At 44.4% G+C, this 23,196-nt stretch carries 19 protein-coding genes; 15 read left to right on the top strand and 4 right to left on the bottom strand.

Annotated elements, in window-relative coordinates:
- Nucleotides 1-141 precede the first annotated feature (141 nt).
- The 5 genes from argF (at nt 142) to QQL66_RS13480 (ending at nt 5,809) form a co-directional block, all read left to right on the top strand.
- Nucleotides 142-1,143 carry an ornithine carbamoyltransferase gene (argF, locus tag QQL66_RS13460; RefSeq protein WP_284382070.1) on the top strand — a complete coding sequence of 334 codons (1,002 nt, stop codon included), beginning with the start codon at nt 142-144 and terminating at the stop codon, nt 1,141-1,143.
- An 8-nt stretch (nt 1,144-1,151) separates the two neighbouring features.
- The gene (locus QQL66_RS13465) at nt 1,152-1,949 is read left to right on the top strand and encodes a PhzF family phenazine biosynthesis protein (protein WP_284382072.1); all 798 of its coding nucleotides are present in this window, start codon (nt 1,152-1,154) and stop codon (nt 1,947-1,949) included.
- Between the two features lie 485 nt (nt 1,950-2,434).
- Nucleotides 2,435-2,917 carry a DUF3015 domain-containing protein gene (locus QQL66_RS13470; protein ID WP_284382073.1) on the top strand — a complete coding sequence of 161 codons (483 nt, stop codon included), beginning with the start codon at nt 2,435-2,437 and terminating at the stop codon, nt 2,915-2,917.
- A 156-nt stretch (nt 2,918-3,073) separates the two neighbouring features.
- Nucleotides 3,074-4,912: an Lnb N-terminal periplasmic domain-containing protein gene (locus QQL66_RS13475; protein WP_284382074.1), complete on the top strand. Its 1,839-nt coding sequence runs from the start codon at nt 3,074-3,076 to the stop codon at nt 4,910-4,912.
- Nucleotides 4,913-4,966: 54 nt separating this feature from the next.
- Nucleotides 4,967-5,809: an alpha/beta hydrolase gene (locus QQL66_RS13480; protein ID WP_284382075.1), complete on the top strand. Its 843-nt coding sequence runs from the start codon at nt 4,967-4,969 to the stop codon at nt 5,807-5,809.
- Nucleotides 5,810-6,024: 215 nt separating this feature from the next.
- Here QQL66_RS13480 and rimO read toward each other — a convergent pair whose 3' ends face one another.
- Complete coding sequence (gene rimO / locus QQL66_RS13485) at nt 6,025-7,365, bottom strand: 30S ribosomal protein S12 methylthiotransferase RimO (protein WP_284382076.1); 1,341 nt, start codon at nt 7,363-7,365, stop codon at nt 6,025-6,027.
- Nucleotides 7,366-7,907: 542 nt separating this feature from the next.
- On the opposite strand from rimO, the gene QQL66_RS13490 reads away from it, so the two are divergent.
- From QQL66_RS13490 to choV, 9 genes are all read left to right on the top strand, one after another.
- Nucleotides 7,908-8,741, top strand: coding sequence for an HDOD domain-containing protein (locus QQL66_RS13490; RefSeq protein ID WP_284382077.1), 834 nt, complete (start codon nt 7,908-7,910; stop codon nt 8,739-8,741).
- Nucleotides 8,742-8,935: 194 nt separating this feature from the next.
- Entirely contained in the window at nt 8,936-10,669 is a 1,734-nt protein-coding gene (gene argS / locus QQL66_RS13495) for an arginine--tRNA ligase (protein WP_284382080.1), read from the top strand.
- A 221-nt stretch (nt 10,670-10,890) separates the two neighbouring features.
- Nucleotides 10,891-11,406 (top strand): chalcone isomerase family protein, encoded by a 516-nt coding sequence (locus QQL66_RS13500; RefSeq protein ID WP_284382081.1) that lies wholly within the window; start codon nt 10,891-10,893, stop codon nt 11,404-11,406.
- A 365-nt stretch (nt 11,407-11,771) separates the two neighbouring features.
- On the top strand, nt 11,772-12,350 hold the full coding sequence (gene betI, locus QQL66_RS13505) for a transcriptional regulator BetI (RefSeq protein WP_284382082.1): 579 nt from the start codon (nt 11,772-11,774) through the stop codon (nt 12,348-12,350).
- A gap of 83 nt (nt 12,351-12,433) precedes the next feature.
- On the top strand, nt 12,434-13,897 hold the full coding sequence (gene betB / locus QQL66_RS13510; protein ID WP_284382084.1) for a betaine-aldehyde dehydrogenase: 1,464 nt from the start codon (nt 12,434-12,436) through the stop codon (nt 13,895-13,897).
- Nucleotides 13,898-13,906: 9 nt separating this feature from the next.
- The gene (gene betA, locus QQL66_RS13515) at nt 13,907-15,628 is read left to right on the top strand and encodes a choline dehydrogenase (RefSeq protein WP_284382086.1); all 1,722 of its coding nucleotides are present in this window, start codon (nt 13,907-13,909) and stop codon (nt 15,626-15,628) included.
- Nucleotides 15,629-15,716: 88 nt separating this feature from the next.
- Nucleotides 15,717-16,658 (top strand): choline ABC transporter substrate-binding protein, encoded by a 942-nt coding sequence (locus tag QQL66_RS13520; protein WP_284382088.1) that lies wholly within the window; start codon nt 15,717-15,719, stop codon nt 16,656-16,658.
- Nucleotides 16,659-16,741: 83 nt separating this feature from the next.
- Complete coding sequence (gene choW, locus QQL66_RS13525) at nt 16,742-17,569, top strand: choline ABC transporter permease subunit (protein ID WP_284382089.1); 828 nt, start codon at nt 16,742-16,744, stop codon at nt 17,567-17,569.
- 57 nt (nt 17,570-17,626) lie between these two features.
- Nucleotides 17,627-18,805 (top strand): choline ABC transporter ATP-binding protein, encoded by a 1,179-nt coding sequence (choV, locus tag QQL66_RS13530; RefSeq protein WP_284382090.1) that lies wholly within the window; start codon nt 17,627-17,629, stop codon nt 18,803-18,805.
- Nucleotides 18,806-18,824: 19 nt separating this feature from the next.
- Here choV and QQL66_RS13535 read toward each other — a convergent pair whose 3' ends face one another.
- The gene (locus QQL66_RS13535; protein WP_284382092.1) at nt 18,825-19,016 is read right to left on the bottom strand and encodes a hypothetical protein; all 192 of its coding nucleotides are present in this window, start codon (nt 19,014-19,016) and stop codon (nt 18,825-18,827) included.
- Nucleotides 19,017-19,092: 76 nt separating this feature from the next.
- A complete protein-coding gene (locus tag QQL66_RS13540) occupies nt 19,093-19,278 on the bottom strand; it encodes a hypothetical protein (RefSeq protein ID WP_284382094.1) in 186 nt (61 codons plus the stop codon).
- A gap of 228 nt (nt 19,279-19,506) precedes the next feature.
- Here QQL66_RS13540 and QQL66_RS13545 point away from each other — a divergent pair, with 228 nt between their 5' ends.
- Complete coding sequence (locus tag QQL66_RS13545) at nt 19,507-19,758, top strand: YkgJ family cysteine cluster protein (RefSeq protein WP_284382095.1); 252 nt, start codon at nt 19,507-19,509, stop codon at nt 19,756-19,758.
- Nucleotides 19,759-19,784: 26 nt separating this feature from the next.
- On the opposite strand, the gene QQL66_RS13550 is transcribed toward QQL66_RS13545, so the two are convergent.
- Entirely contained in the window at nt 19,785-23,186 is a 3,402-nt protein-coding gene (locus tag QQL66_RS13550) for a proline dehydrogenase family protein (protein WP_284382097.1), read from the bottom strand.
- Nucleotides 23,187-23,196: the final 10 nt, after the last annotated feature.

A 23,196-nucleotide genomic window follows, 5' to 3' on the forward strand; every position in this document is an offset into this window, starting at 1 on the left:
CTGTTTCTGTTGCCTGTCGTTAACCATTGAGTCAATCAGAAAGAAAAGGTAGAGTGCAGGGTTCCCTGTAACAAAGCGTAAATTGAAGGCTTAAGTCGAAGTGTATCTTCAATTTTAGCCGTTGATAGAAGAGACAAATGCATGGCATTTAATTTGAGAAATAGACACTTTTTAAAGCTTCTGGATTTTAATCAAGAAGAGATTGGTTTCTTGTTGTCCCTAGCTGCAAATTTAAAAGCAGCGAAATACGGAGGGTATGAACAACCTCGTTTAAAAGGGAAACAGATTGCGCTGATTTTTGAAAAGTCTTCTACCCGAACCCGCTGTGCATTTGAAGTAGCCGCTCAAGATCAGGGTGCCTACGTTACTTACCTTGGTCCGAGTGGTTCTCAAATCGGTCATAAAGAATCCATGAAAGATACCGCGCGAGTACTAGGGCGGATGTATGACGGCATTCAATACCGTGGTTATGGTCAATCAGTGGTTGAAGAATTGGCAGAGCACGCTGGCGTGCCGGTGTGGAATGGTTTGACGGATGAGTTTCATCCAACCCAAATTCTGGCCGATTTTCTGACAATGCAAGAACATTCTCACAAGTCGCTGCATGAAATGACGTTCTGTTATCTGGGTGATGGTCGCAATAATATGGCTAATTCCCTGATGGTCGGCGCGGCGATCATGGGGTTAGATTTCCGAATTGCAGCACCAAAGAGCTGCCAGCCAGAAGAAGAACTGGTTGCGACTTGTCAAAAAATCGCAGCAGCTTCAGGCGCGAAAATTGTCTTGACCGAAGATGTGGAAGAAGGCGTGAAAGGCGCTGATTTCCTATATACCGATGTTTGGGTTTCTATGGGTGAACCGGATTCAGTCTGGGAAGAGCGCGTCACTCTGCTGAAGCCGTACCAAATTAACCAACAGGTCATTGAAATGACCGGAAACCCTGAAGTGAAATTCATGCATTGCTTGCCTGCGTTCCACAACAGAGAAACCAAAGTGGGTGAAGAGATTTACCAGAAGTTTGGTTTGGATGGCATGGAAGTGACGGAAGATGTGTTTGAATCCAGACATTCTATTGTCTTTGATCAGGCGGAAAACAGAATGCATACCATCAAAGCCGTTATGGTTGCTACTTTAGGGGATTAAGATAAGTCATGAGTAATTGGTTAACGATTTATCAGGTTGATGCCTTCACTAATCAACTGTTTAAGGGTAATCCTGCTGCTGTAGTTCCGTTGACGGAGTGGTTGGATGATGAGCTATTACAAAAAATAGCTGCTGAAAATAACCTGTCAGAGACGGCTTTCTTTGCTTTAGATGAGCAAGGCGAGTTGCTTTTGAGATGGTTTACTCCCACCAGCGAAGTAGAGCTTTGTGGTCATGCAACCTTGGCTACGGCCCATGTGCTTTTTGAAGAAATGGGCTTTGGTGATGATCAGATTACTTTCCAAACCAAATACAAAGGTCCACTGACTGTGACTAAGGAATCGGAAGGCTACAGTATGGCATTTCCGAATCTAAAGCCGGAAGCTGTGGCAGAGGTTCCTCAGGCTATTTCTTCAGGCCTGCAATTAGAAATCTCCGAGACTTTGGTTTCTGATGATTATCTGGTGGTTTTGCCTTCGGAAGAGGATGTACGTGCAATATCTCCTGACTTTAAAATCCTTGCTCAACTGGATCGACGAGGAGTCATTGTGACTGCACCAGGAAAAGATGTGGATTTCGTATCTCGCTATTTTGCGCCAGCGTTTGGCATTGATGAAGATCCTGTGACGGGGTCGGCGCACTGTGTGTCAGCACCTTTTTGGGCGGAAAAACTGGGTAAGCAGACGTTAACAGCCCGACAGGTTTCTGAGCGGGAAGGTGAGTTAGCTTGCATCGTGTCAGATCAGGTGGTCACTCTAAAGGGTGATGCTGTGTTGTATATGAAAGGCTCCATCCTGGTAGCCTAGGTAAATCTCTAAAGCGTGTAATTACTCCTGTGTAGGTAATTTGTATTAGTCCGGTTTTCTGTTTCTTAGAGCCGGACGTTGCTTTTTACACGCTAATATCTATTTATCAAACCAGCTTTTTTGTTGAATTATTCTTAGTTAAGTCAATAAATTAGCTATTGATGTCATGTTTTTGTTAACTCCGTCTAATAAAAAAAATCAAAGATTCTTGATTTAGGAATCAAGTTTTATTTTAATCGGGGCTCGCTCCATACTTGTAACCTTGTATAAACAAAGTTGTAATGTTGAGTATTGTTAGTGTTCGTGTGGATATATGAACTCTAAAAATGGAATCTGGTTCTTAAACGAGTGTTTACTTTTTGAAACAAAGATTTTTATCTCATTTCTGAGATTTTTATCTAAAGTAGAAAAGGTTCGAATCAAAATTTGAAATTCTATGTAGTCATTTTTAAGACGAATAGATTAAGTTAGTAAGAGGAATTACTATGAAAAGATCTTTATTGGCAGCAGGTTTCTTGGCAGCTTCTTTCTCAGCTTCAGCAGTAGTACCTGGTGGTGATAGCTGTGGTTGGGGTAACATGTTGTTCGAAGGCCAGTCTGGTCTACCTATGCATGTTGTTGCTTCAACTACAAACGGTACTTCAGGTAATGCGTCATTCGGTATGACTTCTGGTACTAACGGCTGTTCTGCTGACGGTACTTTGACATACGGTGGCAAGCCTATGATCGATCTTGGCGCTATCATGGATGAGTTCTCAGAAGACGTTGCTCGTGGTCATGGTGATGCACTACGTACTGTTGCTGTTGCATTGAACATCGAAGCTCAAGACCGCGCAACTTTCGACGAAGTAATGCACGAAAACTTCGCAGTTATCTTCCCAAGCGAAAACGTAACTGCTGAAGAAGCAATGACTGCTGTTCTTGATGTTATGAAAGCTGACGCTCGTCTAAGCAAATACGCTGCTTAATTGAGTGGTTATAAAGAATGCCTCCTTGAGGCATTCTTTAGTTAGATTTTTTATCCTGTCCTACTCTTATTTTCCCTCCAAAAGTTGTCCATTAGTTTCTTAAATATGCCCCATTTTATTTTCCTGGTTCTGGGTGTTTTCCTTAGTACAGGCTTAATGTCTTCGTATGCTCGGGCCAATGACAATCAATATCTTGTTCAGTTAAAAGAACAAGCAATCAAAGCAAAATTGTCTGAAGACTCTACCTGGCGTGCTTTATTGCATTATCACGAAGATTCATTCTCTTCTTCGGGGTACAGCAGTTATGTGGATGATGCCGATTTTTTCTATGCGGAAGACGGGGATACAAACAGTGAGGCTGAGTTATTAAGTACTTTGGAACAAGTGTTCTCTACTCAAACTCAAGGTAATGATCAGGCGCAATGCCGTTTTGTTTATCGCTTTAACTGGTTGTCTGAAAAGTTATCTATAGATTCTGATAAATTGCCGAAGGCCACTTGTTCTGACTATCAGATGTGGCGAAAAGAAGTAAATGCCTATTCTGCATCTTTGGTGTTTCCTGCCAGTACCTTAAATAGTCCTTCCTCCATGTTTGGTCATACGCTTTTGCGATTTGATCCAAAAGACATTGAAGAGGGATCGGATTGGCTTTCGTATGCATTGAATTTTGGGGCCAATGTCGACAGTGGTGATAACTCGATCTTTTTTGCCTATCGTGGTTTGGCCGGAGGTTATCCAGGCGTCTACAACATGATGCGCTATTTCGAGAAGATTAAAGAATACAACCGCATGGAAAATCGAGACATGTGGGAGTACAAGCTTAACCTGACGCAGAAAGAAGTGGATTTAGTTCTTCAACATGTATGGGAACTTAAAGATATTAACTTTGATTACTTCTTTTTGGATGAGAACTGTTCTTTCCGTCTATTGGAATTATTGGAATTGGTTCGACCTGAGGTCAACCTGACGGATCAGTTCAATTATGCTGTGATACCTACGAATACGGTTCGAGTGGTGATTGATCAAGGCATGGTCGATGAAATTCGATTCAGGCCGTCAGAAGTGAGTGTGTTGCGGACCCGCATTAAATCCTTATCTTCTGAGAGTCAGATCTTAGCGAGGGAATTGGCTGATGACATCGACGTGATGGAACGCCCGGAATTTCAGGCGTTAGAAGACAAAGAGAAAGCGGATGTCATTCAATTAGCCTACAGCTTTTTACGGTATCAGCAGCGTAAAGTGCAGCGTAGCAAAGAGATGGCAAAGCGTAGCCATCGTCTGTTATTGGCATTGAATAAATTGCCGTCAGAAGAGTTGGTTGTGAAAGAACCCGCATCGCCAGAGACAGGTCATGAAACCAGCATGCTTTCTTTTGGGCTGGGTGAGCGTAACGATGACTTTTATCAGCAAATTAATTTCAGGGTGAACTATCACGATCTTTTGGATAATGAGCAGGGCTATCTACGCGGTGCTCAAATTATGTTTGCTAATACCGAACTTAGGTATTACGAAGATGCAGGGTTGAAGTTTAATCGTTTTGACTTGTTGGATATTAATTCAATCTCCAAACGAAATCGCTTTTTGACCCCTTTGTCCTGGCGAGTGAACGTTGGTTATGAACGAGTATTCAGCGAATACGATGATACGGGCGTTCTTCAAGTGAATGCCGGTGCAGGGCATACCTACGAAGTGACCGATGATATTGCTGCCTATGGATTACTGACTGCTCGATTAGAGCACAATAAGGATTTTGAGTATTTTGCAGAGCCTGCGTTTGGTGCTGCATTTGGTGTGTTGAATAACACCACTTTTGGCGCTCAGAAGTGGGACATCAATGGCTATAAATTTTTGAATGGTGAATACCGGATTAAAGGCTCATTCGATCAAAACATTAATTTATCTGTGAATCATGCGCTTCGTTTTTCTCTTGGTTATGAGTGGCATAAGCAAGATACCTTTATGGAAGCGTTTGCGAGTTATCGTTTCTATTTTTGATAAACGAAATTAGACCTCTCAGGGATCATGAGATATTAATACAGAAGAGTGCGTATGTCGGGCTTAATGCAGGTTATAAAGTTAGTCGGGATAACAGTGTTGTTTTTGATGATGGCAGGATGCCGGTCATTAACAACGCTCTACTTTTATCCGAGTACTCAATATGTTCATGACCCCAAGGATCATGGCCTTTCTTATGAAACTATCACTTTAACAACCTCTGATGGTGAGACACTGAGCAACTGGTTGTTTCACCCACAAGGAGAGGTGAAAGGACGAGTTGTTTTCTTCCACGGAAACGCCGAAAACATCAGTACTCATTTTGGAAGCATTCACTGGCTGCCTAAAGAAGGCTATGAGGTATTGGCGGTTGATTATCGTGGATATGGTAAGTCTACCGGAGTTCCGATTCTTCCTGAGATTCTTTCAGATATGCAGTTGGCGTATCAATGGATGTTGGCTCGTTCGGAAAAGGATAAATTGCCTGTGTTTGTCCTGGGGCAAAGCATTGGGGCGTCTCTAACCACCATGGCTGTAGCCCAGCTGGAAGAACAACCGGAGTGTATTGTGTTGGATGCAGGCTTTGCATCATTTAGCGATATGGCTCGAATCAGCTTTCAACGATCCTGGTTATTTTGGCCTTTTGCGTATCCTGCCAGTTGGTTATTACCGTCGGACTTAAATCCAGAGGATTACGCTGGTCAGATCCAATCGCGTGTACTGCAGTTCCACTCGCCTGATGATCAGGTTGTACCCTATGACCAAGGGCGATTGTTAATGAATCAGTTTCCGAAGGTAACCTGGGTTGATTCTTCTGGCCCTCACATTACAACCTTTAATCATACGGTGAATAGAAAGACACTGCTGGATTTCTATGGTGCTTGTGGTGCTCATTAATGTTCTCAGTGATTAATTCGCTCAGTGATTAATTCGCTCAGTGCTTAATTCTCTATGTGTTTAGCTCTTCAGTTTGTTAAACAAGTTCTTAAGACGTGATCTATGAGTGCTGGGTTGTTGGAAAGTGTCAACTTATTGCAGGACGGGTCAGAAGTAATAAAAAAGGGGATGTGTGACATCCCCTTTTATGTGTAATGGTGTGTAGGTGGTTTTGATTACACCAGATGACCCCACATATCGTATTCGTCGGCTTCTTCGATTTCGACGGTAACGATCTCACCCGGTTTAAGGTGAACCTGGTTATCAAGGAATACTTGGCCATCAATTTCCGGTGCGTCACCAAATGAACGACACACGGCGCCTTCTTCTACCACTTCGTCAACAATCACATCCATGATGGTGCCTACTTTCGCTTGTAGCTTTGCGGCACTGATGCGTTGCTGGACTTCCATGAAGCGCTCCCAGCGCTCTTGTTTGATTTCTTCATCTACCTGATCTGGAAGCTCGTTAGCTGTAGCGCCTTCAACCGGCGAATACTTGAAACAGCCGACACGATCCAACTGAGCTTCTTCCAGGAAGTCTAACAACATCTGGAAGTCTTCCTCTGTCTCGCCAGGGAAGCCAACAATGAACGTTGAACGAAGCACAATGTTCGGGCAGATCTCGCGCCACTTCTTGATGCGCTCCAACACTTTTTCAGAATGAGCAGGGCGCTTCATGTTTTTCAACACTTTAGGTGAGGCGTGTTGGAATGGGATATCCAAATACGGAAGAATCTTACCTTCCGCCATTAACGGAATCAGTTCATCAACATTCGGGTATGGGTATACATAATGCAGGCGAACCCAAATCCCGAATTTTGCCAGTTCCTCACATAACTGGGTTAGACGGGTTTTAACCGGACGACCTTCCCAGAAGTCTAGTTTGTATTTGGTGTCTACGCCGTAAGCACTGGTATCTTGAGAAATAACTAATAATTCTTTTACACCGGCATCCGCAAGACGCTTGGCTTCATGAAGAACTTCGCCAACAGGGCGGCTAACCAAATCACCACGGAACGATGGAATAATGCAGAAGGTACAGCGATGGTTACAACCTTCAGATATTTTAAGATAAGCGTAATGTTTTGGTGTCAACTTGACGCCAGTATCAGGAACCAGGCTTTCAAATGGGTTGTGAACTGGTTTCTCAACCACTTCATGAACCTGGTTCATAACTTCATCGTAGGCATGTGGACCACTTACGGCCAAAACATTCGGGTGAACTTCGCGAATAACGTCTTCTTTGGCCCCCAAACAGCCGGTCACAATGACTTTGCCGTTTTCCCGAATGGCTTCACCGATGGTATCCAGGGATTCCTGGACCGCGCTATCAATGAATCCACAGGTATTTACCAGAACAACATCCGCATCATCATAGCTCGGGGAAATCTCGTAGCCCTCGGTTTTTAGCTGAGTCAGAATGCGCTCGGAGTCTACGGTATTCTTAGGACAGCCTAAGGAAACAAACCCGACCTTTCCTTTGCCAGATGCAGTGTTGGTTTTACTATCGCTCATCAAGTACTTCTTAAATTGGTTGATTGAAAATTGATCGGCATACTAACAAAAAAGCAGCGTAAAACATAATAAAATGCATGCTGCTTTTTGTTGTTTTTAAGTAGTTGTTTTTATCGCTTTTTAGGTAAGGTATTGAGGCCCTGGAATATGGGTAAATGTAAGTGATTCGTAACCTATCTTGATGTCAATGTGTGGGTGAGAAGCATTCTTGCTGATAATTCTAAAAAATTCCTTTATATCTTTTTGTTATTTTTACTGTCTTGAAATTTAAAACTCTTATTTATTAATGGGTTAGTTTGCTTTTTATAGTGACGGTAACATTAGGTTAACGAAAAAAATCGGTAGATGTCCTGGATACTGTCTACACTCAAATGTGTGGATCAGAAAGGGTCCTGAGAATAACAAGGTTCTAAGAAGTAACTCTCGTCTAACCGAATTTGGTGTCATGATTTCATGCCTGTTTCGGTTGGTGTGATCATCGGGTTTTGCTCTGATATTGAGGTGCCTGGTGATCGGCGGGAATCGTCTACATGAGGATGTATATGGAATTAGCAGCCATTTTCGATAGTTCAAAACAGCTCCCAAATATTCCAAAAGTGGTTCAGGAATTAATTGAAAGCTTTAAGGATGAAGACTCCATTGATATCGATGATATCGCGGATAAAATTTCGAAAGATCAGGTGCTCTCAGCGAAAGTGTTGAGAATTGCGAACTCGGCAAAATTCAGTTCTTCAAGAGAAGTTAAAACCATCAATGATGCTGTTGTGTTGTTGGGGTTGAGCATGTTGCGAACGATGGTCTTGGCGTCAGGGATTTCCGGCGCCGTAACTGTACCTCCGGGCTTTGATCGAAAGGCGTTTTGGAAAGACAGTTTTGCTGTGGCTGAGTTATCACGATGGATTGCCAACTATACGGATACCAACCCTGAAACGGCATTTACGGCAGGTATGCTATATTCCATTGGTATCGTTCTGATGCATACAGTTTACCCTCAAGAAAGTGTGGGGGTAGAAGCTATGGTGAAAGAAGGTAAGGATCGCAGAGAAGCTGAGCAACAGGTTTTTGGGTATGACTATGCTCAGGTGGGGGCCGAATTAGCAAGAAGATGGCGTTTCCCTGACGAAATGTGCGAAGGAATTGCCAGTCATTGTGATCCGTTGGCCGATAGCGAAGTTTCTAACATGGCCGGAATTATTAATATTGCAATCTTTTTGCGTAAGGCACATCAGGAGAAACTTAGCGAAGAAGAGATTATTCAACAGTTCCCTAATCAAATTGCGGATGCAGTGGGGATGGATCATCCGAGAGCGCTTCAGGAAGTTCAGAGTACCGTCGGGGTTGAAGAAAGCCTTGAAGCTCTTTTGGAGGGATTATGACCTAGTCATAATTCCAACCTCTAACCGGCTTCGGCCGGTTTTTTTATGCTCGGAATAAGGTTTGTGGATGTCTGTCGAAGGCAATATCGGTGAGTGCTTTGTACTCAAAGCTGGGTGTTGTAGAATAGCGCCTCTTTTGAAGATCTCTTCAAAGTGCTCATATTTCTAACTCTCCATTGTTTAAAGGTTGATAAATGAATCTTCGTAATTTTCTAGATCAAGCGTTTTCAAAAGCTTTAGTTGCTGCAGGTGCTCCCGAAGGTACTCAGGGGATGGTGCGACCAAGCGCGAAAGCAAATTTCGGAGATTATCAATCAAATGGTGTGATGCCTGTTGCTAAAAAGTTAGGGATGAATCCGCGCGAGTTTGCTCAGCAGGTGGTTGAGAAAGTTGCATTGGACGGCGTGATTGATAAGTTGGAAATTGCCGGCCCAGGTTTCATTAATATCTTCTTAAACAAAGATTGGGTAGCGGATCAGCTAAAAGCATTTGATGAGCGTTGCGGTGTTGAGAGTCAGCAGTCACAAACCGTTGCGGTGGATTATTCGGCACCGAACGTTGCGAAAGAAATGCACGTTGGTCATTTGCGCTCAACGATTATCGGCGACGCTGTAGTGCGTGTGCTTGAGTTTCTTGGTCATAAGGTAGTTCGTTGTAATCACATTGGGGATTGGGGTACACAGTTCGGTATGCTGATCGCCCACTTGGAAGAGTTGATGCGTGATAACCCGGACGTGCTGGAATCTGAACTGTCCGACCTTGAAGAGTTTTATCGTCAGTCAAAACAAAAATACGACTCGGATGAAGAGTTTGCCGAGCGTGCTCGTAATTACGTTGTTAAATTGCAAGGCGGGGATCAGTGGTGTAACGACATGTGGCGTAAGCTGGTGGATGTCACCATGGAGCAAAACCAGAAATCCTATGATCGCCTTAATGTGACTTTGACCCGTGATGATGTCATGGGTGAAAGCCAGTACAACGACATGCTGCCAACCGTAGTAGCCGATCTGAAAGAAAAAGGATTGGCGGTAGAAGATGAAGGCGCGGTTGTGGTCTTCCTTGAAGAATTCAAAAACAAAGATGGCGACCCAATGGGTGTGATCATCCAGAAAAAAGACGGTGGTTTCCTATATACAACCACCGACATTGCATGTGCTAAGTATCGCCATGAAGAGTTGGGTGCTGATCGTGTGTTGTATTTCATCGATTCTCGCCAGGCTCAGCACTTACAGCAAGCCTGGACGATTGTTCGTAAGGCTGGATACGTACCTGAAACGATGTCATTAGAGCACCACGCCTTCGGTATGATGTTGGGTAAAGATGGCCGTCCATTCAAAACGCGTTCAGGTGGTGTGGTTAAGCTTTCTGACTTGTTGGATGAAGCAGAACAGCGCGCAACTGCGTTGATCGAGTCAAAGAGTTCCGATCTGACCGACCAACAGAAGCAGGATGTCATCGATGCTGTGTCTATCGGTGCTGTGAAATACGCAGATTTATCTAAAAACCGTACAACAGATTACATTTTTGAATGGGACAACATGCTGTCTTTCGACGGTAATACGGCTCCATATCTTCAATATGCTTACACTCGTGTGGCAAGTGTATTCCGTAAAGCTGAGGAATCTCTTGAATCGTTCTCTGCAGATATTGTTCTTCATGATGAGGCAGAGCGTACTTTGGCAATGAAACTTATGCAGTTTTCTGAAGTCGTAGATGCGGTGGCCAAAGAGGGTGCTCCACACCTTCTGTGTACGTATCTCTATGAACTTTCAGGCAATTTCATGACCTTCTACGAGGCGTGTCCGATCAATAAAGAGGGTGTTGAAGCGGAAGTTCGTGCCAGTCGTTTAGCTTTGTGCAAACGCGTGGCAAATGCGATGTGTACTGGCCTGAACTTGTTAGGTATCAAGGTTGTTGATCGTATGTAATGGGCCAGCTATTATGCTGTTTGTCGCCTTTTAACATTTGGCGGCTTTATTCAAAAAAAGTGTAACACAGTCCACATTTTTGTGGTGCCCAAACCAGTACACTTGACCGCGCACAGGGTGAGATACCGAACCGGCTGTGTACTGGACGACTAACAATAACAATATGGGATCAGAGATAAATGTTTAAGAAAATCATCGCATGTGGCGCAATGGTTTGCGCAATGTCCGCTTCAGCTATGCAAATTGCTGACGTTGAAATTCCAGATCAACTAAAAGCTTCTGGTAGCGATCTTGTACTGAACGGTGCAGGCATTCGTGACAAGATGTTTTTGGATCTATACGTAGCCGGTCTATACCTTCAAAGCAAAGGTTTGACTGCTGATCAGGTTTTAAATGCTGATCAACCAATGGCTCTACGTTTGCACATCATTTCAGGTCTAATCACTGCTGAGAAAATGGTGAACGCTACTAACGAAGGTTTCGAGCTTTCAACTGGTGGTAACACTGCAGCTATCAAGCCTGAAATTGAAAAGTTCATTAACGTTTTCCGTGAAGAAATCAAAGAAGGTGACATCTTTGACTTGGTTTATGTTCCAGGTGAAGGTGTGACTGTTACCAAGAACGGTGTGAAGAAAGACACTGTTAAGGGCGTGGAATTCAAGAAAGCGATGTTCGGTATCTGGTTGTCTGATAACCCAGTACACGACGGCCTGAAAGCTGAGCTTCTAGGCAGCTAATCTTCAAAGATTTCACAAAAAAAGCGAGCTACGGCTCGCTTTTTTTGTGCCTGAAATTTACGTTAACTCTATAGTGTTCTATGAAAATTATTGTAACTCTCTGTCGTGCAAAAGAAATAATTCTTAGATGACTATGTAAATTTGATTTTCATTGGCTGGTTGTAACTTATTGAATATGAAGTAATTATTGAGTTGCTTTATGGTTTGTTGTTTATCATTGTCTGTTTTTTATCTTTTGTTTGTGTTTGATATTTACAGCTCTAACAATTACTATTCTTTTTATATTGAATGTTCATTTAAAAAAGATGAAAAATTAATGCAAACCCAGTGTTTGTCATCTCATGGCTTTTGTCGCGAGGTGTGTGATGCCTAAAGTCGGGATGAAACCGATCCGACAAGCTCAGTTAATTGAAGCCACTTTGGTTTCGGTTGCACGCTTGGGATTGCACGGTACTACAGTTAATAGCATTAGTAAGATTGCTGGCGTTTCCGCTGGAGTGATCAGTCATTACTTTGGTGGGAAGCAGGAGCTGTTGGAAGCAACCGTTCGTTTTTTACTGCAATCTCTGCAAGATGAACTGTTTGCTCGTTTGAATGAGGTAACGAAGCAAGACCCTTTAGCGAGGTTGGATGCCATCATTGATGCTAACTTCTGTCAGTTTCAGATTGACGATGATAGTGCGAAAACCTGGATGGCGTTTTGGTCTCAGGCAATGCATGAACCTGAGCTGGCAAGATTACAACGCGTCAATGAGCGCCGATTGCATTCAAATCTTAAGTACTCGCTTCGTCCTTTATTGGACGCAGATCAGGTGGATGATGCCGCCGAGAGCATTGCAGCGATGATTGATGGATTATGGCTGCGTGGGGCATTAAGTGAAAAAACATTGGATGGTCAACATGCCGCAGATTTATGCAAACGATTCTTGCGAGCGCTGCTCTAGTGTTTAGTCGAGGCAGTTATTAGTAAAGACTGTGTTTAACGAAATTATATTTGTACCAAGACATTTATTTGAATCAAGACATTATGAAAAAACCAGTATATAGATCCTTTATTCACGGCGAATACGTTGCTAACGCTTCGGGTGAAACTTTTGATGTTTTTAATCCAGCCACCGGAGAGGTTATCTATGCGGTTGAGCAAGCAGATGCGGATCTCGTAGACAAAGCGGTTCAGTCGGCACAGTCAGGTTTCGAGCAATGGTCAGCGATGACTGGCATGGAGCGTGCGCGCATCCTTCATAAAGCGGTAGCCTTATTACGGGAGCGCAATGATGACTTGGCTCGTATTGAAGTGTTGGATACAGGTAAACCGTGGCAAGAAGCATCTGTTGTTGATGTTGTTACCGGTGCTGATTCGATTGAGTTCTTTGCTGGCCTGGCGCCTTCTATTGAAGGAAATCAACAAGATTTGGGCGGAGATTTCTACTATACCCGCCGTGAACCTTTAGGTGTGTGTGCCGGCATAGGTGCCTGGAATTATCCTCTTCAAATTGCATGTTGGAAATCTGCTCCAGCGTTAGCCACGGGCAATGCCATGGTCTTCAAACCGTCAGAAGAAACACCCTTGGGTGCACTGAAGCTGGCAGAAATCTTTATTGAAGCGGGTGTTCCAGCAGGCGTTTTCAATGTCGTTCAGGGTGACCATCGGGTAGGAGAACAACTGACGGGGCATCAAGGTATTGCCAAAGTTTCTTTCACTGGCGAAGTTGGCACTGGTAAGAAAGTCATGGCGAATGCTGCGAGTAACCTCAAAGAAGTCACGATGGAACTCGGTGGGAAGTCGCCGTTGATTGTCTTTGAAGACGCCGATCTTGACGAGGCGGTTTCAGCGGCCATGTTAGCCAACTTCTATACCCAAGGTGAAATTTGTACCAATGGTACGCGCGTGTTTGTTCACGAAAGCGTGATGGCACAATTCCAAGAGAAGTTGCTTACTCGTATCCAAAACAACATCAAAGCGGGTGATCCGCTCGATCCTGATGTGAATTTTGGCGCGCTGATCTCCAAAAAACATCATGAGTTGGTCATGGGGTATATCCAACAAGGTAAAGCAGAGGGGGCAACTCTTTTAACTGGGGGGTGTGCCTTATCACCAGACTCTGCTCCGAATGGCTATTTTGTGGCTCCGACCGTATTTGCTGACTGCGCTGATGACATGGCAATTGTACGTGAAGAGATCTTCGGGCCGGTCATGTCCTTGCTGTCGTTTACCGATGAGCAGGAAGTCATTGCACGAGCAAATGACACTGAACTGGGATTAGCAGCAGGAGTGTTCACTCTCAACATCCAGCGCGCGCACAGAGTTATTCATAAGTTGCAAGCCGGTATCTGCTGGATCAACGCTTATGGAGCATCGCCAGCGGAAATGCCTGTGGGTGGATATAAGCAATCGGGTATCGGTAGAGAAAATGGTCTGGCTACCTTGAATCATTACACCCAATTAAAAGCGGTGTACGTGGGAATGAATCCACTGGAGAGTCCGTTTTAGGAAGGTTTGATGAGTAAAGGTTACGACTACATTATCGTTGGTGCCGGGTCTGCGGGTTGTGTACTGGCCAATCGTTTATCGGAAGATCCGAACGTTTCTGTACTTCTGTTGGAAACGGGTGGCAGCGATCGAAGCATTTTTATTCAAATGCCAACGGCGCTGTCTATTCCCATGAATACGGAGAAATACGCATGGCAGTTTGAGACGGACGCCGAGCCTTATCTTGATAACAGAAAGATGCATTGCCCGAGAGGTAAAGTATTGGGCGGTTCGTCTTCGATCAATGGCATGGTGTATGTCCGGGGACATGCTAAAGATTTTGATGAGTGGGCTGAGCATGGGGCTCAGGAATGGGATTACGCTCATTGCTTGCCGTATTTCAAAAAAGCGGAAACCTGGGCGTTTGGTGGGGATGAATATCGAGGCGATAGTGGTCCTTTGGCTGTGAATAACGGCAACCAAATGAAGAATCCGCTGTACAAAACCTTTATTAAAGCTGGGCAGCAAGCCGGTTATTTCTTCACTCAGGATTATAACGGCAAGCAGCAGGAAGGCTTTGGTCCGATGCATATGACGATCAAAGACGGGGTGCGCTGGTCTACGGCGAATGCCTATCTTCGACCTGCAATGAAACGTTCCAATCTGACCGTGATTACTCATGCCTTAGTGCATAAAGTTTTGTTGGAAAATAAATCAGGGTTGGAAAACAAGGCTGCGGGGGAAGGTAAGGCCGCCGTTGGTGTTAAGTATGAGCACAAGGGCTCCGTAGAAGAGGTCCGCTGTTCGAAAGAAGTGATTCTTTCGGCTGGTTCGGTTGGCTCTCCGCACATTCTTCAGTTATCAGGTATTGGTAACAAAGCCGTGCTTGAAAAAGCTGGCGTTCAGGTTACTCATGAATTGCCGGGCGTGGGTGAAAATCTTCAGGATCATTTGGAGTTCTACTTCCAATTCAAATGTAAGCAGCCAATCACTCTGAACAGCAAGTTGGATTGGTTTAATAAGTTTTTGATTGGTGCACGTTGGTTTTTCAAACGTGATGGCTTGGGAGCTACCAATCACTTCGAGTCATGCGGTTTTATTCGATCAAAAGCGGGTGTGGAATGGCCGGATTTACAATATCACTTCCTACCAGCCGCCATGCGATACGATGGTCGAAGCGCCTTTGCGGGCCACGGTTTTCAAGTACACATTGGTCATAATAAGCCGAAAAGTCGTGGTCGTATTCATATTACCAGCGCTGATCCGAAGGCTAAGCCAAGTATTTTGTTTAATTATCTTCAGCATGAAGATGACATCGAAGGCTTCCGAGACTGTGTCAAACTGACTCGTGAAATCATTAATCAGCCTGCTTTCGATGAATACCGGGATGGAGAAATTCAACCGGGTGAACAGGTAAGAACGGATGAGGAAATCGATCACTTCGTACGACAGAACGTAGAGAGTGCCTATCATCCATCGTGTTCTTGCCGAATGGGGGAAGATGACCTGGCTGTTGTGGATTCGCAAACAAGAGTACGAGGCATTGATGGGCTTCGTGTCGTGGATTCATCCATCTTTCCAACCATTCCAAATGGGAACTTAAATGCGCCCACCATCATGGTGGCTGAACGTGCCGCTGATCTGATTAAAGGGGATGGAACCTTGGCTCCGAGCAGTGCGGAAGTCGGTATGGAATCGGATTGGCAAACCAAGCAACGTAGTCAGCAACCGGAGCGAACGCTCAAATACTGACTGTGTTATGGCTTTAGCAATTCAGGTCATAAATACACGTAAGCATTAGCTAATAATAAATACACTCGATAACAGGAAAGCATAGGCCATGAAACTAAAATCTTTACTTTACTCGGTGCTGCTCTCGGCAGCGACCTTGTCCGTATCCACTACGGCTACTGCGAATCAATGTGAAACTGTTCGTTTTTCAGATGTGGGTTGGACAGACATTACAGCAACAACGGCGATTACTTCTACTTTGCTGAAAGGGATGGGCTACAAAACCAAAACGCAATTGTTGTCGGTTCCTGTGACTTATAAATCGTTGGAAAATAATGACATTGATGTCTTTCTGGGAAACTGGATGCCAACTATGGAAGGGGACATCAAAGCCTATCGCGAGCGTGGAACGGTTGAAACCATTCATAAAAATTTGGAAGGTGCTAAATATACCTTGGCAGTTCCAAAGTATGTTTACGATGCGGGTGTAAAGACGTTTGCTGATATCGCCAAATTCGCTGATAAGTTTGATCACAAAATCTATGGTATTGAGCCGGGCAATGATGGCAACCGTTTGATTCAGTCTATGATTGACCAAAATGCCTTTGGGTTAGAAGGATTCAAAGTGGTTGAATCCAGTGAGGCTGGAATGTTGTCTCAGGTGAAGCGTAAAACCAAGCGTGATAAGTGGATTGTCTTCCTTGGTTGGGAACCACACCCGATGAATGCAAACTTTGAACTGGCATATCTAGAAGGCGGTGATGACTTCTTCGGTCCTAACTTGGGTGGAGCAAGTGTTTTCACAAATGTTCGTAAAGGCTATGCCCAGGAATGTAAGAACGTTGGTAAGTTGTTGACCAATCTGACCTTCACTCTGGCTATGGAAAATCAGGTGATGTCCGCTATTTTAGATGAAGGTAAGAAGCCGGAAGCAGCAGCCAAAGCCTGGTTAAACAACAATATCTCTGTACTATCTTCTTGGTTGAGTGGCGTAGCGACACTTAACGGTCAACCGGCAGAAGCCGCAGTTAAAGCTTATCTTAAGAAATAATTTTCTTATAGAATTCAAACTATTATATGAGAGACACAATGTATTGTGTCTCTCCGCATCTTGTGACTGTCTAACTGAGTTTTATGAATTGGATTACAGAAAATAAATTACCCGTGGGTGATTGGGCTGAAGAATCAATCGATGTTCTGATTGAGCACAGCGGCGCCTTCTTTGATAGCTTGTCTATCGTGCTTGAGACCATGATTGAAGGCTTGGTTGATGTGCTGAGTATGATGCCTCCCTGGTTGTTGATCCTGGTGATTGCTGCGTTTGCCATTTGGCGACAGCGGCATTGGGGTACGGCGTTGTTTTCTACTGTGTCGTTGATTCTGATATGGAATTTAGGGTACTGGCAGGAAACCATTGAAACCTTATCACTGGTTCTGTTTGCCACGGGCTTCTGTGTTTTGATTGGTGTGCCAATTGGTATCGCAGCGGCTCACCGACCCTGGCTGTTTAAGATTCTTCGGCCGGTCCTGGATTTGATGCAAACCATTCCGACGTTTGTGTATTTAATTCCGACTCTGACTTTGTTTGGCTTAGGGGTTGTTCCCGGCTTAATCTCTACCATCGTCTTCGCCATTGCAGCGCCGATTCGATTGACCTATCTGGGAATCAGTGAAGTACCGCAAGAGTTGTTGGAAGCAGGGCAGGCGTTTGGTTGTACCAAGCAGCGTTTGTTAACGCAGATTGAAATTCCTGCGGCAATGTCCAGCATTCGTGCCGGTATTACTCAGTGCATCATGTTGTCGTTATCTATGGTGGTTATTGCTGCGCTGGTCGGCGCGGACGGCTTAGGTAAGCCGGTAGTTCGTGCGCTGAATACGGTAGACATCGCGACGGGCTTTGAGGCCGGATTAGCGATTGTATTGCTTGCGATCATGCTCGATCGCCTGTTCAAAACCAAATAGATACACACAAAAGACACCGAAACCAGCCCGTTAATTCAGTACGGTAAAGTAGTAGATATGATTGAATTTAAGAATGTTGATGTCGTTTTTGGAAAGCAGCCTGAGCGAGCTTTACCTTTGTTGGATCGGGGGCTGAGTCGATCTGAGATCCTGGATGAAACGGGTCTGACGGCCGGTGTTCGAAATGCCAGTTTGTCTGTGGCAAAAGGTGAAATTTGTGTGTTAATGGGTCTGTCCGGTTCTGGGAAATCCAGCTTATTGCGTACAGCCAATGGATTAAATTCGGTGGCTCGCGGAGAAGTCCTGATCGAAACAGACGATGGCATGCAGGACTTTATGAGCCTGACCGAAGCCGAGCAACGCAACATTCGAATGAATAAAATCACTATGGTGTTTCAGAAGTTTGCCTTGATGCCGTGGCTGACGGTTGCTCAAAATGTTGCGTTCGGGTTGGAGCAAAAAGGCTTATCGAAGAAAGACATTCGTGAGAAAACCAAAAACCAGCTAGAACTGGTTGGTTTAACTCAGTGGGCTGATATGAAGCCTTCCGAGCTGTCCGGTGGGATGCAGCAGCGAGTAGGTTTAGCCCGTGCCTTGGCCATGGAAACGGACATTATTTTGATGGATGAACCGTTTTCAGCGTTAGATCCTTTGATCCGGGCACAACTTCAGGACGAATTATTGAGACTTCAGGAACAGTTGCAGAAAACCGTGATTTTCGTCAGTCATGATCTCGATGAGGCATTAAAACTGGGCAATCACATCGCGATCATGAAAGACGGTGAAATTGTTCAACATGATACGCCGGAAAATATCGTTCTGAACCCAGCTAATGATTATGTGAAAGACTTTGTTGCACATACTAATCCCACGGAAGTGGTTAAGGCAGGTTCTTTACTGCGACCTTTGGATACGTTGGATCAAGTAAATGGTGAATACCTGCTTAGTAAACGCCATGATTATTGGTTGAAGGAAGGTTCATCGCCAGTGGAAAGCCAGGTTCGTTATGGCGATAAAGAGTATCCGTTACAGCTGTGGGACGGCTTACAGGCTATCGAGACCTTGGAAAAGCTGCCCGCCATTGTATCGTCTAAGGTCTCTATGAAAGAGGTCATGGAGATTCGCTACTACACTGGGCATGGTGTCTTGGTTCAGGAAAACCAGAGGGTCACGGGTTATATTGGTGATAAAGACATTTATCATGCGATGTTAGGGAAATTACTAGAGGAAGATTAATGCCCTAGGGCATTAATGATCAGGCCACGTCTTTTTCTCTTAACACGTAGAAAAGGTGGCCGTTCTCAGAACACTGCCAAATGTCTTTATCAACGCTCTGCGCTTTAGCCATTGCGGCTTTTGCTGACACATAAAAAGTCTGATCTGAATCTCGAAGAATCAGCTTTTCGTTTTTATCACGCCAGGAATTAATTTTTTGTAGATATTGCATGCTTGGACCACGTTAGGCGAGTTCTATATTGAGATTATAGCTTTTAAAAAGCGTTTGTCTCGATTTGCCACGTATTTTAGTCCGGTGATCTAAGCATGACAAACTCAAAATCGCCTTCCGAACACCACCAAACATCGGCTCTTTCTTTGTGTGCAATCTCTCGTATGCTTTTAAATGAAATCCAGTTTCGAGTGTTTTCGTTGTCTCTGAAAATGACCTTTTGTTCAGATGGAAACCAGCTAATTCTTTGAAGATACTTCATTGTTCTTCCCTCTACTTCTAACAGCCGTTGTACTTGCAGTTAATAACTACGGCACAGTTCTAGCTTTATTGATTTTTTTATCGTTCTGAATGTTTAAAAACGTTTGTGATTATTCAGTATATCCAGCCCTCGACAGACGCCACTCTGAAAGAAACGCGAGTTGATGTAGAATAGTGCCCTTATGTCGTGTAAGCCTTCTTACTTTGAATCCTGTGTGAGTGTTGAGTTATGGAATGTCGTTTAGGGTGTGGTGCCTGTTGTATTGCACCTTCTATTTCCAGTGCGATTCCCGGTATGGAGGATGGGAAACCTGCCGGTGTTCGTTGCATTCAATTGGATGAAAATAACTTATGTAAGTTATTTGGGTTGCCGGAACGCCCGAAAGTTTGCCTGGAATTTGCGTCCGTGGACTGGGTGTGTGGTAAGAGTAATGAAGAAGCTCTCATTACGTTGACAGAGATTGAAGAAGCAACCGCGTAATTGATCCTACCTCTATTGTTAATCTGTTAATTTAATCCTGATTGAGTCACAAGTAGTACGTTCCCGCCAATTGCAGCAATGTTCTCTGAAATGCATTGTTCATTGACGAATTGAAGTAAATAATTTGGTCCACCTGCTTTGAATCCTGAGCCTGACTTTTTATGACCGCCGAAGGGTTGCGCTGCTACTTGTGCGCCTGTGATGTGTCGGTTGATATAAATATTCCCCATGTTTAAGCGGGAACAGAGGAAATCAATCCAATGTTTGTCGCGACTGTGGATTCCAAGTGTAAGCGCGTAATCGGACTCTTCAATATCCTCAATGAGCTGATCTATTTCGTTCGATTGATATTTAATAACATGTAAGATCGGACCAAAATGTTCACCATTTAACTCACTAAGCCGGGTTAATTCGATCAAGGCTGGGGCGAAAAAGTAGCCTTCAGTGTTGGTCAGCGGTTGCTGGAATAACACTTTGTTTTCGGCGCTTCGTTCGTCAATATAGGTTTTAAGGCGCGTCAGTGCACTGTCATCAATAATTGGCCCCAAATCGGTGTTGAGCTGTTTGGGATGATCGACAGTGAGTTGTGACATCACGCCTTTGATGGCTCTGATGCTTTCCTGATAAATGCTTTCATGCAGAAATAGTACTCTGAGCGCTGAGCAGCGTTGACCGGCCGAGCCAAAGGCTGACGAAACCACATCCTTCACCATCTGTTCCGTTAAAATGGAGTCGTCCGTAATCATGCAGTTTAAACCGCTGGTTTCTGCAATCAACGGAATAGGGTAGGAACGCTGATCAAGTAATTCTTTTTGAATTGTACGTGCGGTCTGCAGTGACCCGGTAAAAGCTACGCCATCAATGCCCCGGTTACCAACCAATTGTTGGCTAAGTTGATTGGTTGCCGGAAGGAAATACACACTGTCTTTTGGTACGCCACAGTTGATTAACAATTCATAAATTTTGTGGCCGCATATTCGGGTTTGCGGTGCGGGCTTTATCAAGGCCCGATTACCAGGTAACAGAGCAGCAACAACTTGTCCCACCAAAATAGCTATGGGGAAGTTCCAGGGACTGATGCAGAGAAAATTACCTTTGGACTTGTAGCACAGTTGATTTCGTTCGTTAGCTGTATGCGGTAATGGAACTGGTTTGCTGAGAGTATCGTACTGTTGCGCGTAATAATGGCAGAAGTCGATGGCTTCTCTCAGTTCTGCAATCGCGTCTTGCCAGGTTTTACCTGCTTCATGAATGCAAAGAGAGATTAACTCATATTTGTTGTTTTCAAGGCTGTTGGCGAACTGTCGGATGATGTCTATACGTTGTTCCGGTGGGTATTGCTGCCACTTGGGTGGTTGCTTGAGGGTTTCGTACAGTGCTGACTGATCAATGTGATTAAGGGTATGGCAAAGACCTATTCTGAAGTGTTGTTGATCTGGCGAAAATATTGTCTCTACATCTTCTTTATGATGAATATGATCAGGGATTTCCGGTTGTACTTTGTATAGCTTATCGAAAAACTCTCCACTTTTTGTTGCCAGCATTGCTTGATGATTGGGGTGATTCACATTCATCCCTAGTGAGCCATCTAACCAGGGTTGGTATATATCATTGGGTAAAGGGAATTCAGGGCGAAAACGATCGTATTGAATGATTCCGTGAATTGGAAGTTTGTGGAAAATATTTTCATCGTCGATGGAAGCAGAGGGCAGAGGTGAATATTCGTTTGGCGTCTCAATGGCCGGTTTGTCGTTCACTTGATCTTGCGTGTGTTTATCCTCTGGGCGGAGCTGCAAGTCGGCTTCAACTGATGAAGACGTAGGATGATTCTCCGTAAAAACAGTGTTCGTTATATTCTCATTTGAAAGGCTTTCGTTTGAAATATCATTGCTTGCAAGTTCAGGGTGGTTAACTTTGGTTTTGGAACGATTAAGGGTGTTTAAAAAGGATTGATTGGCTCCATTCTCCAGAATTCTTCGGATCAAATAAGGAAGCAGTTCTTGGTAGGGGCCGACGGGGCAGTAGCTTCTGCAGTAGTAGTCTTTGCCTGGCTTCTTGTAACCACTGAGTGCGCTGTAGATGGTTTCCCCCATACCGTGTAATCGCTGAAATTCAATCGGAAAGAGATGTTGATGCTCAGGATCAAGGTCTTCAGCTAAGGTCACTATTGATGCTATGGATACGGCATTATGCGTGGCGAATTGTGGTTTGATCCAGCCTCCTAATTGTTGTTTTAGCAGTAATTGGCAGCAGGCTTGGTAATTTAAATCCGTCGCCGATTTTTGTGTAAAAACCGGATATCCAGACAATCCCATTTCTTGCGCTTTATGAATTTCTGTATCCCAGTAGGCCCCTTTCACCAGCCGAATAGAGATGGTGGTATTGTGTTCTTTGGCAAGTTCAGACAAATACAAAATGGTTGGGATCGCCCGGAAACCATAAGCTTGCACGGCAATGCCCAGTTTTCCCCAGCCTTTTAGGCCAGGAAGGTGAAATAGATGATTAAAGACTTTCAACGACAGTTCGAGTTGATCTGCTTCCTCGGCATCCAGAGTGATTGCCACGGACTGTTCATGGGCGGCTCGCAGAAGCTTCTCAATACGAACCAGAAACGTTTTTTGAAGCTCTGGAGTTTGGTGTCGATAATTGAACTTGGGTGTCAGTGCAGACAGCTTAATGGATATGCTGTGTTGATTATAAGAGGCATTACTGGCGCTGTGTTTGCTTTGGTGTAGCCCAACCGAGTTAATGGCCGAAAGATAGTTTGCCAGATACTGATCAGCGTCTTCTTCCGTCAGTGCTGCTTCGCCCAACATGTCAAACGAACAACAATGCTGGGTGTGATCCTTTGGTTTAGCTAAAGCAGACTCTATGGTTGAACCTTTAATGAAGATGCCGGCTAATTTGTTAATCAGCAATTTCAGGGCTTCTTGGGCCAGATAGTTTTTACCGGCTGTTAACCAGTAATTGAAGGGCGTTCGTTCGGAAGAAGCGCTAAGCCAGTGCTTGAGAAGCAGTAGCCCTTCGGTAGCAAGATTTACACTACTATGATCGCTCTTATGTTTGTGGGACTCCCAGTCGCCACTCATAACCTTGTCTTGAATGAAGCGATAGGCTGTGTCCGGGCTTTTGATGCGCAGCAGACCTTCAGCCAGCGCGAGAAGCTGAACGCCTTCTTTTTGATCCAGCTGATATTCAGAGAGTACCTGATTGATCAGTGGAATATGCTTGCTTTCCAGCGCAACAGAGATGAGCGTCTGAGCCAATTGCTCAATGCTTTGTTCGTTGGTCGGAGATACATGTGCAAAGACTTTTAACTGTTCGACATAATCTTTTTCATCGTAAAGGTAGTAATCCCCAATGACATCGTACAGTGGTGTAGAGCCTATTTGTTGGTATCTTTCCAGCAGGTCTCTTAGTATAAGCATTGCACCCTCA

Origin of the sequence: Litoribrevibacter albus (genome assembly GCF_030159995.1) — a bacterium.
GTDB classification, from domain to species: Bacteria; Pseudomonadota; Gammaproteobacteria; order Pseudomonadales; family Litoribrevibacteraceae; genus Litoribrevibacter; species Litoribrevibacter albus.